At 59.7% G+C, this 16,530-nt stretch carries 7 protein-coding genes; 5 read left to right on the forward strand and 2 right to left on the reverse strand.

All coding sequences use genetic code 11. From position 1 onward, the window contains the following. Positions 1-62: 62 nt before the first annotated feature. The 4 genes from ruvA to F6X24_RS18605 all read left to right on the forward strand — a co-directional run bounded on the left by ruvA (position 63) and on the right by F6X24_RS18605 (position 10,814). Complete coding sequence (gene ruvA, locus F6X24_RS18590) at positions 63-668, forward strand: Holliday junction branch migration protein RuvA (RefSeq protein ID WP_151089416.1); 606 nt, start codon at positions 63-65, stop codon at positions 666-668. A gap of 191 nt (positions 669-859) precedes the next feature. Next, entirely contained in the window at positions 860-8,545 is a 7,686-nt protein-coding gene (gene sov / locus F6X24_RS18595) for a T9SS outer membrane translocon Sov/SprA (RefSeq protein ID WP_229725236.1), read from the forward strand. Between the two features lie 92 nt (positions 8,546-8,637). Continuing rightward, positions 8,638-9,018 (forward strand): glycine cleavage system protein GcvH, encoded by a 381-nt coding sequence (gcvH, locus tag F6X24_RS18600; protein ID WP_151089417.1) that lies wholly within the window; start codon positions 8,638-8,640, stop codon positions 9,016-9,018. A gap of 86 nt (positions 9,019-9,104) precedes the next feature. Further along, positions 9,105-10,814 (forward strand): VanZ family protein, encoded by a 1,710-nt coding sequence (locus F6X24_RS18605; RefSeq protein ID WP_191906386.1) that lies wholly within the window; start codon positions 9,105-9,107, stop codon positions 10,812-10,814. Positions 10,815-10,963: 149 nt separating this feature from the next. Here the strand turns inward: F6X24_RS18605 and F6X24_RS18610 are convergent, their stop codons facing one another. Both F6X24_RS18610 and F6X24_RS18615 read right to left on the reverse strand, forming a co-directional pair. Next, positions 10,964-11,506 (reverse strand): hypothetical protein, encoded by a 543-nt coding sequence (locus F6X24_RS18610; RefSeq protein WP_151089419.1) that lies wholly within the window; start codon positions 11,504-11,506, stop codon positions 10,964-10,966. Between the two features lie 367 nt (positions 11,507-11,873). After that, on the reverse strand, positions 11,874-12,782 hold the full coding sequence (locus F6X24_RS18615; protein WP_151089420.1) for a YicC/YloC family endoribonuclease: 909 nt from the start codon (positions 12,780-12,782) through the stop codon (positions 11,874-11,876). A 334-nt stretch (positions 12,783-13,116) separates the two neighbouring features. Here F6X24_RS18615 and F6X24_RS18620 point away from each other — a divergent pair, with 334 nt between their 5' ends. Then, positions 13,117-16,527: a TonB-dependent receptor gene (locus F6X24_RS18620; RefSeq protein ID WP_151089421.1), complete on the forward strand. Its 3,411-nt coding sequence runs from the start codon at positions 13,117-13,119 to the stop codon at positions 16,525-16,527. Positions 16,528-16,530 lie beyond the last annotated feature (3 nt).

A 16,530-nucleotide genomic window follows, 5' to 3' on the forward strand; every position in this document is an offset into this window, starting at 1 on the left:
ACTGGCTGGGGCAATCGGCCCCGCCGCTGGTTGCTGGCTGGCTTCACCTCCATCCCACCCCTATGATTGCCTACCTCGACGGTAAACTCGCCTATAAAGACCCTACCCAAGCCATTATTGATACTGGTGGCGTGGGCTATGAGGTAAAGATTTCACTGGCAACTTACTCCAAGCTGCCCGTCGAGCTGGAGAAAGTAAAGGTGTACACTTACCAGCACGTGAAGGAAGACGGGCAAACGCTCTACGGCTTCCTGGACCCGAACGAAAAAGCGCTGTTTCTGCACCTGATTTCGGTTTCGGGCATTGGGCCGGGCACGGGCATCAACATGGTGAGCAGCATGGGCGTGGGCGAGATTCGCCAGGCCATTGTAAACGAAGACGTGCGGGCTATCCAGAGTATTAAAGGTGTGGGACCCAAAACGGCTCAACGTGTGATTCTGGAGCTGAAAGACAAGCTGCGCAAAGACGAGCTGCTGGCCAAAGCGGGGGTTGATACTGTGCCGTTGGCGCGCCAGCACAATACGCAGCGCCAGGAAGCGTTGCAGGCATTAGTCATGCTGGGCTTTGCCCGTGCTGCCGCTGAAAAAAATCTTGACCAGATTCAGCACAAGCACGGCAACGACCTGAGCGTGGAAGAGCTCATTAAGTTTGCCCTGAAATCACATTAGGGTTTTAAGCCACTATCTTCTGCTTCCTGTAAGCACCATGCGCTAGCGCACGGCCTCCGGCGAGCTGCCGGGGGCGCTCCGCTGCCAGCGCCTGGCAAAGCCTACCAGGTTGCCAGCAAGGTTTTGGCCAGCTACTCAACATTGTCTAAATCCGGTCCCGCTTTGCGGCGGCGGCCGCACCTGCCATCTGCTTGAAGTCTCTACTGTCTGTCGGTTCTAAATTCGTTACCTCGGGTACGCTACTGGCGGTGGCTGTGGTATCGTCGGTGTTGGTGGCTGTGTGGGCGGCTCCGGCAGGGGCAGCCGGGCGCCGCTACCCAACTACCTGGAATACGTGGGTAAGCCGGTTAGGGTTGCCGCTCCAGGGCCTGCCGGCCCAGACTACGCCGGCCGATACCAGCCGCTACCGGCCCAGCCGCCGCCCGCGCCTGCGTACCGTGCGCGACCGCCCGGGCAGCCACTTTTCGCCACGGGGCCGCCGCTCGCCGCTGATTTTGCCGCTGCCCAAGACCGTGAAGCTGGTGGTAACGCCCGACGACAGCCTGAAGAACTACAACGTGCGCGAAACGGTGGGCTCGCAGATAGACTACCGCGACCCGACTACCATCTCGCAGCAAGACCTGCTGAAGTACCAGGAGCGGCAGGCCATCAACGACTACTACCGGCAAAAGGCCATGGGCGGCATTGCCGGGGCGCCCGCCGCGCCGGGCAGCCCGCAGGCCCAGCGCCTGATTCCGAAAATATACCTCGGGCCGGTGGCCGACCGCATTTTTGGGGGTTCCTACATCGATATCCGGCCCGCCGGCTCGCTCACCTTTAAGGCGGGCGCGAAGTTTAACGTGAACCGCAACCCGGCCCTGACCCTGCGCCAGCAAAGCGTGGGCGACTTCATATTTGAGCAAAACATGAACCTGAGCCTGAGCGGGCAGGTCGGTACCAAGCTCAAGCTGACGTTTAACTACGACACCAAGGCGGCATTCGACTTCGACAACCAGATGAAGTTTGACTACGCCGGGCAGCCCACCGACATTCTGCGCAAGCTGGACCTGGGCAACGTGAGCATGCCCCTGAACAACTCGCTGATAACGGGCGGCTCCAACCTGTTCGGCATCAAGACGCAGCTGCAATTTGGCCGGCTGGGCGTTACGGCGGTGGCCGCCACGCTCCGCGGCTCACAAGACGAGGTGCGGGTGCAGAACGGGGCGCAAAGCCGCACGTTTGAGCTGAAAGCCAGCCAGTACGAGAAAGACCGGCACTACTTTCTGTCGCAGTATTTCCGCGACAACTATGACCAGGCGCTGCGCGGACTGCCTACGGTGCAGAGCGGCTTCGAGATTCGCCGCCTCGAAGTGTGGGTAACCAACGACAACCGCACCACCGACAACCTGCGCAACGTAGTAGCCCTGATGGACCTGGGCGAGCCCCGGCAGGAGCGCCTCTACCGGCAGCAGTTTTTCAACCGGGCCAGCACGCCCTCGGTAAAGACGCCACCGAAGAACCAGGCCAACTATCTCTACCAGTCGCTGCCGAGCGCCACCGATGCCAACCGCAACAACCTCAACGTAGAGACTTTCCTCAACAACCTCCCGACGCCGGGCGGGAGCGTGGCACTGGTCAAAAACCTGGACTACGAACGTATGCGGGCCCGCAAGCTCACGCCCAGCGAGTACACCTTCAACGCCCAGCTTGGCTATGTAAACCTGAATACGGCCCTGCTGCCGGACCAGGTGTTGGGCGTGAGCTACGAGCTGCTCTACAATGGCAAGTCTTACACCGTGGGGGAGACGCAGACGGAGTACACCAACGTGGGGGCCGACCAGGTTATCTTCCTCAAGATGCTGAAGGCTACCAACCCGGGCGTTGGCATTGCTGACCCAAGCGTGAACCCGGCCAACCCCAACCTGCTGACGCACAACACGCCGACCTGGGATTTGATGATGAAAAACATCTATTCCCTGAATACCTCGCAGGTGAACCGCGACAATTTTCAGCTTCAGCTTATCTACAAGGACGACATCACGGGCGTTGACCTGATTTCGCTGAAGGAGGGGGCTAAGATTCAGAACATTCCGCTGATACAGGTCATGGGCCTCGACCGCGTAAATGCCAACAACGACCGCAACCCGGATGGCAACTTCGACTTCTTCCCCGGTATCACCATCGATACGGAGCTGGGCAAGATAATCTTCCCCAGTGTGCAGCCATTCGGCTCGTACCTGAAGGCGCAGTTCGATACCACGGGCACCACGCCCGGCATCAACACGGCCAATGAGCGGCTGCTGGCCCAGAAATACGTGTACCAGGCGCTGTATAACCAGACGCAGAGCGACGCGCAGCAGCAGCAGACCAAGGACAAGTTTGTGCTGCGGGGGCGCTTTCAGGGCACGAGCACCGATGAGATAAACCTGCCGGGCATCGGGGTGGCGCAGGGCTCGGTAAAAGTGTACTCGGGCAGCACGCTGCTTACCGAAGGGGTTGACTACCAGGTTTTCTATGACCAGGCCAAGGTTAAGATTCTCAATCCCTCGTACCTGAACTCGGCCAACGAGCTGCGGGTCGACTTTGAGAAGAGCGCCCTGGTGCAGGTGCAGCCGCGCAAGCTGCTGGGGGCCCGCTTCGACTACGCGCTAAACAAGGATATTACGCTGGGGGCCACGGCCATGCACATTCTGGAAAACCAGGCGCCCGGCATCAACCGCGTGAACGTAGGCGACGAGCCGGCCAACAACACCATTCTGGGGGCCGATATCAGCCTGCGCAAAGACAGCCGGGTGCTCACCAAGCTGGTGGATTACCTGCCCTTTGTGTCGACCAAAGAAGTATCGACGGTGGCCTTTACCGGCGAGGTAGCCAAGCTCATTGCCGGGCAGTCGCAGCTGGGCAACGGAGAAAACGGCGTGAGCTACCTCGACGACTTCGAGAATGCCCGTACGCCCTACACGCTGGGGGGCCTGGCGGCCATTCCGTCCTGGCGCCTGGCGGCTACGCCCGCGCCCATTGCGGGCAGCAACATTGATGGCCTGGTCAATGGCTACCACCGCGCCAAGCTGGCCTGGTACACCATCGACCAGACGTACTACACCGGTGGCCCCAGCGTGCCGACCGGCATCACCACCCAAACATTAAATAATCACTATACTCGCGGCGTTCCGCGCAACGAGATTTTCCCGAATAAAGACCTCGGGGCAACCGGCAATGGCTACGAGTATACGTTTGACATGGCCTACTACCCCGAGGAGCGCGGCCCCTACAACTATACGCCCAACATTCAGGGCACGAACGGCCGGTTGTTCTCGCCGGCCGCCGGCCTGCCCGACAATAAGTTTGGCGGCATTGCGCGCGGCATCACCTTCGATACTGACTTCGACAACGCCAACATCGAATACCTCGAATTCTGGCTGCTCGACCCTTTCATCAAGGGCAAGAATGGGCTGGTAGCGGCGCTCAACAGCGACCCTACCAGCCCACGGCAATACGTGGACGATACCAGGGGCGGCGACCTGTTTATCAACCTGGGCAACATCAGCGAGGACGTGCTGCGCGACCAGGGCCAGCACGAGTTTGAGAACGGCCTGCCCGTGCCGGGCCAGGATACTACCGGCGTACTGCGCACCACGCCCTACGGCCGCGTCACGACCCAGCAATTTCTGCTCGATGCCTTTAATGCTACGCCCGGCGCCCGCGCCAGCCAGGACGTAGGCCTGGATGGCCTGAATGATACCGACGAGCAGGCCTTCTTCAAATCGACGCTGGCTGACCCCTCGGGCGATGACTTCCACCACCACCTCGACCCGATTTACGACGCCAACAACACCCAGCTTCTGGGCCGCTACAAAGACTACGACAACTACGAAGGCAACTCGCCCGAAAACTCGCAGCTCAGCTCCACGGCTTACCCCGACAAGGAAGACCTGAACCGCGACAACGTTATCCAGACCACCGAGCAGTACTACGAATACCCCATTCACCTGGTACCCGGCCAGCTCACGGTAGGCCAGAACTACATCACCGACAAGGTAATAGCCACGGCCCCCAGCGCCACGGGCGGCAGCGGCGAAAACGTAACGTGGTACCAGTTCCGGGTGCCGATACGCCAGTACCAGCGCGTAGAAGGCAATGGCGGCCAGCCATTTGGCTTTAAAAACATTCGCTTTGTGCGCATGTATATGACCGGCTGGCAGCAGCCGGTGGTACTGCGCATGGTGCAGCCGCAGTTTGTGGCCAACCAGTGGCGCGAATACCTGAGCCGCATCTCGGACCCCAAGGCCGGGCCCATTGCCGGCATTGCCACCGATGCCGACGCGTTTACCATTTCGACGGTGAGCGTGGAGGAAAACGGCTTAACGCAGGGCAGCACCGGCTCTAATGCGGCTATTCCGTACGTGGTGCCGCCCAATATTACCCGCGACGTGGAGTATGGCTCCACGGCCGTATCGCGGCAGCAAAATGAGCAAAGCCTGCGCTTGTGCGTGGATAACCTGCGCGACGGCTACGCCAAGGCTTCTTACAAAAACCTCACGACCAACCTGCTGCGCTACAAGCGCCTGCGCATGTACCTGCACGCCGAGTCCAGCAACGCCGGCGTTACGGTTGCCGACAGCAGCGTGCGGGCATTCATTCGCATCGGCACCGATTACAGCCAGAACTACTATGAATACTCCCTGCCGCTGGTTATCACCAAACCTGGCTCTACGGCCCAAACCGACGTGTGGCCTGTTGCCAACAACGTAGACCTGGCCTTGCAGGACTTTATCGATGCCAAGGCCGCCCGCAACGCCCAAGCAGTAGTAAACTACACTATCCCCTTTACGTATCGGCGGCCCAACGGAGTTATCATCACGGTAATCGGCAACCCCGACCTGTCGGCGGTGCAGGGCTGCATGATTGGTATTCTGAACCCGGCGGCTACTGCTACCAACTCCGATGCCAGTGAGAAAAGCGTGTGCCTGTGGGCCGATGAGTTCCGGGTATTTGACTTCGACAGCCAGGGCGGCTGGGCCGCCAACGCCCGCCTGAACGTGAAACTGGCCGACCTGGCCAACATCACGGCTACCGGCTCGTTTATCGGGGTGGGCTTCGGGGGCTTGCAGGACAAAGCTCAGCAGCGCTCGACCAGCGACGTGCTGCGCGGCGACCTCAACGCCACGGTGGCGGCCGAGAAGTTTTTGCCCGCCCAGCTGCACCTGAAAGTGCCGGTGCTGGTGCAGGCCGGCCGCCAGACCATCACGCCGCAGTACGACCCGCTCGACCCCGATACCAAGCTCGACCAAAGCCTGCTGAAATTTAAGGATGCGGCTGCCGCGACCGAATATAGAAATCTGGTAGTAGACCGCACAACCACGCGCAGCATCTCGGTGCTGAACGTGCGCAAGGACCGGGTGCCCACCAAAACCAAGCAGCACCCCTGGGACATTGAGAACGTGGCCGTCAGCTACGCCATCACCGAGCGCCTGCACACCGACATTAATACCCAGCGCGACTATACGCAGTCGTACACCGCCGCGCTGGCCTACGTGTACCAGACCCAGCCGCGCAACTTTACGCCCCTGGCCAAGCTCAAGGCACTTGACAATCCTTATTTAAAGATATTTCAGCAAATTAACTTTACGCCGCTGCCCTCGCGCTTCTCGTTCCGCACCGACCTCGACCGGCGCTACAACGAGCGCTTTTTGCAGCGCGTAACCGAGCCCGGCACCCTGCCCAGCACGGCCGGTATCGACGGCGTTTTTTATAAGTCGTTCTACATCAGCCGGATTTACGACCTGAAGTGGGACCTGACCAAGGCACTTATTTTCGATTACACGGCCAACAACCGGGGCGTAATTGACGAAGGCGCGGGCCAGAGCATCGGCAATAGCGCCGATGCTATTAACAACCGCGCGCTGCTCTGGGACCATCTAAAAACTGGCGGCCGTACTACCAATTTCACTCAGACGGCCGCTCTCACCTATCGCCTGCCCCTCGACAAGTTTCCGCTCACCGACTGGCTCTCAGCCGATGCGCGCTACTCGGCCCACTATAGCTGGCAGGCGGCCTCCACGGCGTTGCGGGCGGGCGTCATTGACCCGATTCGCCGCAGCGATGGCAGCCTCGACACTACCACGACCGTACTCAACCTCGGCAATACCATTCAGAACAATGCCGAAATGAGCGCCAATGGCAAGATTGACCTGGTAAAGCTCTACAACAAGGTTAAATTCCTGAATATTATCAACAACGCCCCGCCGCCGGCCCGGCCCCCGGTCGTGGCCATTGACCCCAACAACCCGACCCGGCCCAAGCCGGCCGCGCCCGACACGGCCCGCAAAGACCCTTTGCGCCTCGTAAAAGCGGTACTGAGGGCCGTGATGACGGCGCGTAATCTCAACTTCACCTACACTCGCTCCTCTGGCACGCTGCTGCCGGGCTACCTGCCCAAGACCAACTTTCTGGGCTTGCAGCAGGGCTCGCTCGCGCCGGGCATTCCCTTCATCCTGGGCAAGCAGTATGACCCCGGCGAGCTGTATGGCTACGCCAACGCGCGGCGCTGGTACACCGACCAAAGCCAGTACCTGAACACGCCGCTGTCGAATATTCTGACCGAAAACCTCACCGCCCGCACCGCGCTGGAACCCTTCCGGGGCTTTAATATTCAGCTCGACCTGCGCCGACAGAAGGTGCGCAACAACGAGGCCTACTACCGCCGCGCCATCGATACCGTCAGCGCCGCCTACAAGGAGCTGGGCACGCTGGTTCCCGTGCAGGGCCAGCCTGGTCAGCCTAATCAGCCTTACATAATGGCCCCGACCCAGGCGCTGGGCACCGGCACGTACAGCGCGACTACCATCACCATCCAGACCTTATTTAACGACCTGGGGGCCAATGGCGAAACCAGCAAGGCCTTCGACCGTTTTGTCCAGAACCGGGGTATTGTGCAGCAGCGCCTGCAGGCGGCCAACCCGAACACGACCATCACGACCACTACGGGCGGCATCACGACTACACAGGTGGTGCCCGGATACTACAGCTACAACTCGCAGGATGTACTGCTCCAGAGTTTCCTCGATGCCTACCACGGCAAGTCGTCGGATGGCTACCAGGCCAAGCAGTTTGACCCTTTCGGGGTGATTCCGCTGCCCAACTGGCGCATCGACTACAACGGGTTATCCGACCTGCCGGCCATTCGCAACGTCTTCCGCTCATTTACCCTCAACCACGCCTACTCGTCGGTGTACAACATGGGCGGCTACACCACCTCCACCAACTACGCCTCGGAGCCCGGCTTTTTTAACAGCAGCGCCGGCGATATTCTGCCCTACGTACTAAACTCGACCGGCCAGTACGTGCCCTACTACGTTATCGGGCAGGTGAGTATTGTGGAAAGCCTCACCCCATTTATCGGTGTCAATTTCCAGACCGTGAACAACGTAACCGGCCGCGTGCAGTACAATACCAGCCGCGCCGTGGCCCTGAACGTAACCAACGCCCAGATAACCGAGCTGCATACTACCGAGTTGGTTATCGGCCTGGGCTACGCCGCCACCGGCTTTAAGCTGCCCTTCCGGGTGGGGGGCGAGCAGCGCACCCTTAAAAACAACCTCACTGCCCGCCTCGACCTCAGCATCCGCGACAACGCAACCATCCAGCGCAGCATCATCAACTCGGTAGACCCGCAGGATGCGACCGCTACTAACCCGAGCTTCGTGGGAACGTCGAGCAGCCAGATTACTAACGGCTCGCTGCAAGTGCAGCTGCGCCCCACCATCGATTACCTGCTCAATACCCGGCTCAACCTCCAGTTCTACTTCACCCAGACCATCACCCAGCCCCGCGTGAGCAATGCCTTCCGCAATGCCACCACCGAAGGCGGCATTCAGCTGCGCTACAGCCTCCAGTAGCGGGGCCGGTACCGGGCTTCGGATTCTCTGGCCTTCGGCGGGCTGCCCTTACTTTTGCCGCAGGTTTCTCTCTTACTTCTCCCCCATTCAGTATGAATATCCCCGCCACCCTGCACTACACCAAAGACCACGAATGGATTAGCGTGGACGGTGACACGGCCACCATCGGCATTACCGACCACGCGCAGCATGAACTGGGCGACATTGTGTATGTTGATATCGACACGGTCGATAAAGACGTTGCGCAGCACGACGTATTCGGTACGGTAGAGGCCGTAAAAACGGTTTCCGACTTGTTCAGCCCCATCAGCGGCACCGTACTCGAAGTAAACCCCAAGCTGGCCGACGCGCCCGAAACCGTAAACTCGGACCCTTACGGCGACGGCTGGATTATTAAGATGAAGATAGCCAACCCCGGCGAGGTAGCGGCCTTGCTGTCGGCCCAGGCCTACGGCGAGCTGATTGGCGCGTAGCGCGGCCCGTCGGCCTTACCTTACCACACGTCATGCGAAGCGGCTTCGGCCCGCTGCGCATGACGTTCTTTTTTGCTTACCCCGCCATGAAAACGCTTACCCGACGCTTCTACGGCCGTCTGGCCCTCGCCTGGGTCGCCGTGATGCTGGTCCTGACCCTGACCCCGGCGCAGGACATGCCCCGCACGCCCGAGTGGAAGCTGCTTTCGTTTGATACGGCCGCCCACGCCGGGGTATTTGCCGTGCTGGCCGGCCTGGGCTGGCTGTGGGCACGGTGCGTGCCCCGGCTGGCGCGCTACGCCGGCGGCTGGGTGCTGCTGGGATGCGTGCTATTTGGCGGCTTAATTGAGCTACTTCAATATATAATGAACATGGGCCGCCACGCCGAGTGGACCGACCTGCTGGGCGATACCATTGGGGCAGCACTGGTGCTGGCCGGGGCGGGCCTGGCCGGCCGCGGCCGGCGCCGGTCGGCGCTACCCCTGGCCTTCTTGCTAGTGCTACCCGACTACGCCCACGCCCAGGCTGCCGAGCCCGATTTAGCCCGCGCCCGCCGCACCATCGAAGAGTTAGCTTCCCCCAAAATGCACGGGCGGGGCTACGTGCAGCAGGGCGAGCACCTGGCCGCCGCTTACCTGCGCAACCGGCTGCGGCAGCTGGGCTTGCAGCCGCTGGCCCCCGATTACACGCAGCCGTTTACCCTGGATGTAAATACGTTTCCGGGGAAGGTGGACTTAACCCTCGCGCCCAACTACGGCGCCCTGCCCAGCCCAAGTACCAGACTTATTGCCGGCACCGATTTCATTGCGGCCCCGGCATCCGGCCCGGCTCATCTGCAGGCGGAGGTTATACCGTTCGACACCCTGGTTTTTCAGGATTCTACCAGGGCCCGGCGGTACTTGCTGCCCCAGCCCGGCCCTGTCAGCAAGCCCTGCCCAAGCTGCCCGCTTCTGCTGCGGGCCCGCGACTACGAGCGCCTGGCCAGCCTGCCCGCCGCTACCAAGGCGCGCATTAGCCAGCGCCCGCAAGTGATGCTGGTTCCTAAGCTGACGGCCTCACTGGCTGATGACCAGGAACCAGCTGCGCGGCTAGAGGTTCTGGCGGCTAAATGGCCCGCCCCTGCCAGCACTCCTTATGCCAAGATAGACCTCGATGCTCAGCTCCTGCACAACTACCAAACCCAGAACCTTGCTTCCATCGTGCGCGGCAGCGCTCAGCCAGATAGCTTTCTAGTCGTTTCGGCCCACTACGACCACCTGGGCATGATGGGCCGCAACGTTTATTTTCCGGGGGCCAACGACAATGCCAGCGGCGTGGCGCTGCTGCTGGAGCTGGCTGCCTATTACGCCCGGCCCGAAAACCGCCCCGCCTGCTCGGTGGTGTTTCTGCTTTTTGGGGCCGAAGAAGCGGGGCTGGTGGGCTCTACCTATTTCGTGCAGCACCCGCTGATACCGCTGGCCCGTATCAAATTCCTGCTCAACCTCGACCTGCTGGGCACCGGGGAGGAAGGCGCCACCGTAGTAAATGGCCGGGTGCACGAAGCGGCTTTTCGTCGGCTCACGTTCTTCAACGAGGCCCACCACTACCTGCCGCGCCTCACCGCCCGGGGCCCGGCCGCCAACTCCGACCACTTCCCGTTTTCGCAAGCCGGGGTGCCGGCATTTTTCCTCTACACACGCGGCGGCAGCCTGGCTTACCACAACGTAAACGACCAGCCGGCCGCGCTTTCGCTGGCGGGCTTCGCGGGTGCCTTCGGGCTGGCCCGCGACTTTCTGAATGAGCTAGCCAGCAATTGAGCATTCCTTATATTAATTATTTCTAATATAAGGAATATCCGCTCCACCGCTGCCCCATGCTATAAAGATTGTATAAACGCAAAAAACCCCAGCCTAGTGGCCGGGGAGTTCTGCGTCTGGCGCTGCAAGTACAGCTTAAACTGGTGGGCCTAGCCGTTGGCTTTGAGTGAGTTCAGGATACGCTTGGCCAGGGGCTCCCATTCGGGCTTCTGGCGGTCGGCACAGTTAAATGTGCAGATGAGCAACTTACCCTGCACGTCGGTGAAGAACACGAGCGTGTACACTTCGTGGCCCATCTCGGGCTTCATGAATTCGAGGTAGCCTACCTTACGGTTGCCTACTTCCTTCACGCCTTCGCCAAACCAGGTGGTCTGTTTATACTGCTTGTGGTAAGCCTTGGCAAAGTTATCCTGGTACACCTGCACCATGTCCTGGTCGGCGTCGTTGTCAGAATAGTTGAAGGCCAGCGATACCAGGTTGTTATTGGTGAATACTACGCTGGGGCGGCTGCTGGCGTGGGCGTAGGCGAAATCCATCTGCTGCTCGGTCATAACCTCGAAGCCCTTGGGAATCAGCACTTCTACGCGCTCGCTTAGCACGCGCTTCTTTACCAGTTCAATCTCAGAAGCGGGGCGCGCTGCCATGAGTAGGCTTGCGCAGGAAGTGAGCAGCAAGAGTACTAGTTTTTTCATGGGAGTAGAGTGGTAAAAGGTAGTAGTAGAAGTAAAATAAAATTTATCCGGTTTTGATTGGCTTTCGATTCGGAATCTAAGTTACACACAAAATGCAAGTTCTGTTCCAAAAACACCTCAACGGCTAGCAGGTGCGAAAATAGTTTTTGCCGCCCCTGCGTTACTTGGCTTAACATACTGATTATGTGAGCAAAAACAAGTTCCTTTAAAAGAGAAGGTTTCGTGAAAATTCGTTAAACCGCGCCTGTAACCGCTTCATTTTTCTTCTATAAATCCAAAAAAGGACTGGAAAGATACAGAGGTTTTTTTCAGTTTCAGTAAGTGGAACCTTTTTTACTATACGTGAAACCCTGGGCCCTGGATTTAGTTACAGGATATTATTAAGCTGCTCTTTGATTTTTTCCAGTTCTTCTTTCATCCCTACCACCAGATGCTGAACGGTGGCATCATTTGCTTTTGAGCCTATCGTATTGATTTCCCGGCCTATTTCCTGAGCCAGGAAGCCGAGCTTTTTGCCCACCGCCTCGTCGGGCTGCCGGGTAGCCAGCTCAAAGTAGTCGAGGTGAGCCGCCAGGCGAACTTTTTCTTCGGCAATGTCCAGCTTCTCGATGTAGTACAATACTTCCTGCTCGAAGCGGGTAGCATTAAACTGCTCGTGCTGGGTGAGTTCGGCCAGGTGCGCGGTCAGGCGCTGGCGCACGTGCGCCACGCGCTGCGGGTCGTGCAGCTCCACGGCCGCCAGCTGCTGCCGAATGGTAGCCAGGTAGCCCAGAATTTCCTGCTGCAGCGTCTGGCCCTCGTCTTGCCGAAACTGCTGCATGGCTGCCAGCGCCTCGGTGAGCAGCGGTTGCAGCTCGGCCCAGACTGGGTCTTCGGCTCCGGTTTCGGCCTGGCTGGTCTGGGCTGCTTCGGAAGCCGTGGGCACCACGCCGGGCAGGCGCAGGGCGGCCAGCAGGGTTTCTTCGGTAGCGGCCAGGCCCAGGCTTTGGGCTACAGCTTGCAGCTCGTGAAAGGCGGCCAGCAGAGCCGGGCGGTTGAGCGCCGTGGCGGCCGCCGCGCTGGCCGGACGGTTAAAGTCAAGATTGAAATTAACCTTGCCGCGTAGCAGGGCCTTGGTGATTTGCTGGCGGATTTCGAGCTCGTGCGCTTGCAGAAAGCGCGGCAGGCGCAGGGTCAGGTCGAGGGTTTTGGAATTGAGCGAGCGCAGCTCGGCCGTCGCGGTATAGCGGTCTGTATCGCGGTGGGCCTGGCCGAAGCCCGTCATGGAAAGCAACATAAACGAAGAAGTAAGCGCGGGGCATCGGCTGGTTGAGCATACAATATTACGGCGTAAGCAGCCCTTTGACCCTTCGCGAAATACCCTTTCCGGACCTTTGGGCGATTACCGACCTCAATTGCTCGCCGACTGCCGGGTATTACTCGCTGAATACTATGAGATATAGTATTTGGGAGCTATTCGGGCGCCGCCCCAGCCCGAGTAGCTCCCACTACCCGTGTTACGGCAGTATTACGAGTAGCGCTGATTACCAATGATTTGATAAACACCGGGCTGACCGATAGCCCACAATGCCGGGGGACCTTTGCGTTCGCATTGGCCTAACCCCCTTTTTATGCGCACTCTTACTATCGGTCGGACCGCCACGCGGCTGACAATTCTCCTTCTACTGCTGCTGCTGGCTAAGCTGGCCTCGGCGCAGGTCACCACTTCGGCCATTAGCGGCAAGATTAGCTCCGACAAAAACGAGGACCTGATTGGCGTAACGGTAGTGGCTACCAACGCGCCCACCGGTACCAAGCGCGGCACCGCCACTGAGCCCGACGGCCGCTTTACCATCCCCAACCTGGCGCCCGGCGGGCCTTATACCGTGACGGTAACCTACGTTGGCTATAAGGAACAGACCATCAGCAATGTGTTTCTGACCCTGGGCAATACCACCCGCCTCAACTTTACGCTGGCCGCCGAGGCCCAGGCGCTGAACGAGGTAGTGGTAGTAGGCAACACCCAGGCCACCAAAACCGGGGCCGGCACCAACGTAAGCAGCGCCCAGCTCCAGCAGCTGCCGACCATCTCGCGCAGCATCCAGGACTTTACCCGCCTCGACCCGCGCAACTCGAACAACTCGTTTGCGGGCAGCTCGTTTCGCTACAACAACATTACCCTGGATGGCGCCGTGAACAACGACGCCATTGGTTTTTCGCCCTCGCTGGGCGGCACCAGCGGCACCAGCGGCCTGCCGGGCAGCTCGGCCCGCGCCAACCCGATTTCGCTCGATGCCATTCAGGAGATTCAGGCCTCAGTGGCGCCGTTTGACGTGAAGCTGGGCAACTTTACGGGCGGCTCGATAAACGCCGTGACGCGCTCGGGCTCTAACGAGTTTCACGGCTCGGTGTATGGCTTTGGCCGCAACCAGAACATTACGGGCAAGAGCATCGACGGCACCAACTCGAAAATCGGCTCGTCGTACCACGACTACCAGACCGGCTTCCGCCTGGGCGGGCCAATCATTAAGAATAAGCTATTCTTCTTCACCAACGCCGAGATTGCCCGCCGCCAGGAGCCGCAGTTTTACGCGGCCGGCGCACCGGGCTCGCCCGTGTCGCTGGACCTGGCCAAGCTGATTGCCGACAAGCTGCAAACCACTTACAACTATAATGTGGGCGCTTACGGCGACTATAACATCCACGCCAACAGCGACAAGATTTTTGCCCGCCTCGACTGGAACCTGGACGACAAGACCAGCATTGCGCTGCGTCACAACTACGTGAAATCGGACGCCACCAACCTGGAGCGCTCGGGCAGCTTATTTAAGTTTGGCTCGCAGGACTATACGCAGAACAACCTCCAGAACTCGACGGTGCTGGAAGTGAAGTCGAACTTCTCAAACCAGCTGGCCAACAACCTGATTCTGGGCTATACTAATATTCACGACTACCGCACGCTGCTGGACGGCCCGGCCAGCGTGTTTCCGTACGTGCAGATTAACAACGTAGGTGCCAGCGCCGGCGATGGCGTGCTGGGCTCGAAAAGCTACTTCACCGGCTCGAACCAGATTCTGCTGGGCTCGGACCGCGAGGCCAGCATCTTCAACACCCGCACCAAGACGTTTGAGATTACCGACAACGTGACCTTCTTTGCCGGCAACCACACCCTTACGCTGGGCACCCACAATGAGCTGTATAAGATTGACTACGGCTTTATCAACTCCTGGAACGGCCGCATCGAGTACAACAACGTGAGCGACTTTCTCAAGGACCAGCCCAACCGCATCCGGGGCACGTACCACCTCGGCGACAACAGCTACGACTACAACTACAACAACCCGTCGGCCTCGTTCAACATCAACCTCTACTCGGCTTACCTGCAGGACGAGTGGAACGTGACCGACCGCCTGAAAGTGTCGCCCGGCATTCGCCTTGACCTCACTTCGCTGCCCAGCGGGCCGCCCCTGAACTCGACGCTGGTAAACAACCCCGCCAACGACGCCCGCACCCTGAACCAGACCTACTCGCACGTGAGCTGGGCTGACATGAATAACAAGCTGCTCGGCAACGTGCAGGTATCGCCCCGCCTGGGCTTCAACTACGACGTGAACGGCGACCAGAGTGTGGTGCTGCGCGGCGGTACGGGCCTCTTCACGGGCCGCATTCCTTATGCTTGGCTGGGCTACGCCTTCTACAACAACGGCGTAAACTATAACTCGGTCGATTTGAACAATATTCAGAAAGGCGTTATCGGAGCCGCCGGCCAGCCGGCCGGCACCGGGGCGGGCTCGGTGTATAAGCTCAACCAGGACCCGAACGTGGTTTATGCCAGCCTGCCGGCCAGCAACAAAGCCACCACGGAAGTGGACATGATTGACCCCAACTTCAAGATGCCCCAAATCTGGCGCTCGTCGCTGGCCGTGGACTTCAGGTCGCCTACCGGCTTCCGCGCCTCGCTGGAAGGCCTGTACACCCAGGTGATTCAGGACGTGAAGTTTGAAAACATCAACCTTTACGACAACGCCGTGTACTTTGCCCAGGGCCCCACGCAGTTGCCCTACTACCCCAACAGCGGCAGCGCTGCCAAGGTGAACTCGCAGTTTTCAAACGCCTACCTGCTCACCAATACCAACCAGGGCTACCGCTACCAGCTGACCGGCTCGGTAGGCCAGACGGTGAGCAACCTGCTCGACCTGAGCGTGGCCTATACCTACGGCGTGAGCAAGGACATCAGCAACGGCATCCGCAACTCGCCCGAGTCGAACTGGCAGCTCAACCCCGCCCTGAATGCCAACAACCCCGCCCTGGCGTATTCAAACTTCGATTTGCGCAACCGCGTGGTAGCTTCCATCAACCTGCACAAGAGCTTTGCGCAGCGCTTTACGGGCTACTTCACTTCGGTGCTGACCTACTCGACCGGCGCACCGTTTACCTGGGTGTATAACAACAACTTCTTCAACAACGGTGGTCAGCAGCCTGTGCAGCTCGCCTACATTCCGGCCTCGGCTACTGACATCTCGCTGGTAACGGCCTCGGGCTCTACTTATACTTCGGATGCTTCGGGGGTGCAGTACGCTGCCCTGAGCAACTTCATCGACAATGACCCCTACCTCAAGAACCGCCGCGGGGCTTATGCCGAGCGCAACGCCGCTCATACGCCCTGGAACAACCAAGCCGACGTGCGCTTCATGGTGGAAGCCAAGCTGGGCAAGCTCGACGCCGACGTGACCGGCGCCGTGCCCACCGGCCACACCATCCAGATTTCGTTTGATATTATCAATGTCGGCAACCTGCTCAGCAACAGCTGGGGCCGCCAGTACTTCGTGCCCAATACGTTTAACTCGACGCTGGGCACCGGCCTCACCCAGGTGGGATTCGTGAACTCGGCGGGGGCTTTTTCTTCCTCCTACAGCGCCAGCACGGCTACTGTACAGGGCTACGACCGGCCGGCCTTCACCTTTGGGCAGCCTGCCACCTACTCCATCGACCAGCTGGCCTCGCGCTGGCAGGGGCAGCTGGGCGTGCGGTATTCGTTCTAGCGC

It is taken from the genome of Hymenobacter baengnokdamensis (assembly GCF_008728635.1).
Classification (GTDB): domain Bacteria; phylum Bacteroidota; class Bacteroidia; order Cytophagales; family Hymenobacteraceae; genus Hymenobacter; species Hymenobacter baengnokdamensis.

What these genes read in the sequence shown, in the direction of transcription:
- gcvH (WP_151089417.1), top strand. Translation starts at nt 8,638, where the DNA reads ATGAATATCCCCGCCACCCTGCACTACACCAAAGACCACGAATGGATT.
- F6X24_RS18610 (WP_151089419.1), bottom strand. Translation starts at nt 11,506, where the DNA reads ATGAAAAAACTAGTACTCTTGCTGCTCACTTCCTGCGCAAGCCTACTC.
- ruvA (WP_151089416.1), top strand. Translation starts at nt 63, where the DNA reads ATGATTGCCTACCTCGACGGTAAACTCGCCTATAAAGACCCTACCCAA.
- F6X24_RS18605 (WP_191906386.1), top strand. Translation starts at nt 9,105, where the DNA reads ATGAAAACGCTTACCCGACGCTTCTACGGCCGTCTGGCCCTCGCCTGG.
- F6X24_RS18615 (WP_151089420.1), bottom strand. Translation starts at nt 12,782, where the DNA reads ATGTTGCTTTCCATGACGGGCTTCGGCCAGGCCCACCGCGATACAGAC.
- F6X24_RS18620 (WP_151089421.1), top strand. Translation starts at nt 13,117, where the DNA reads ATGCGCACTCTTACTATCGGTCGGACCGCCACGCGGCTGACAATTCTC.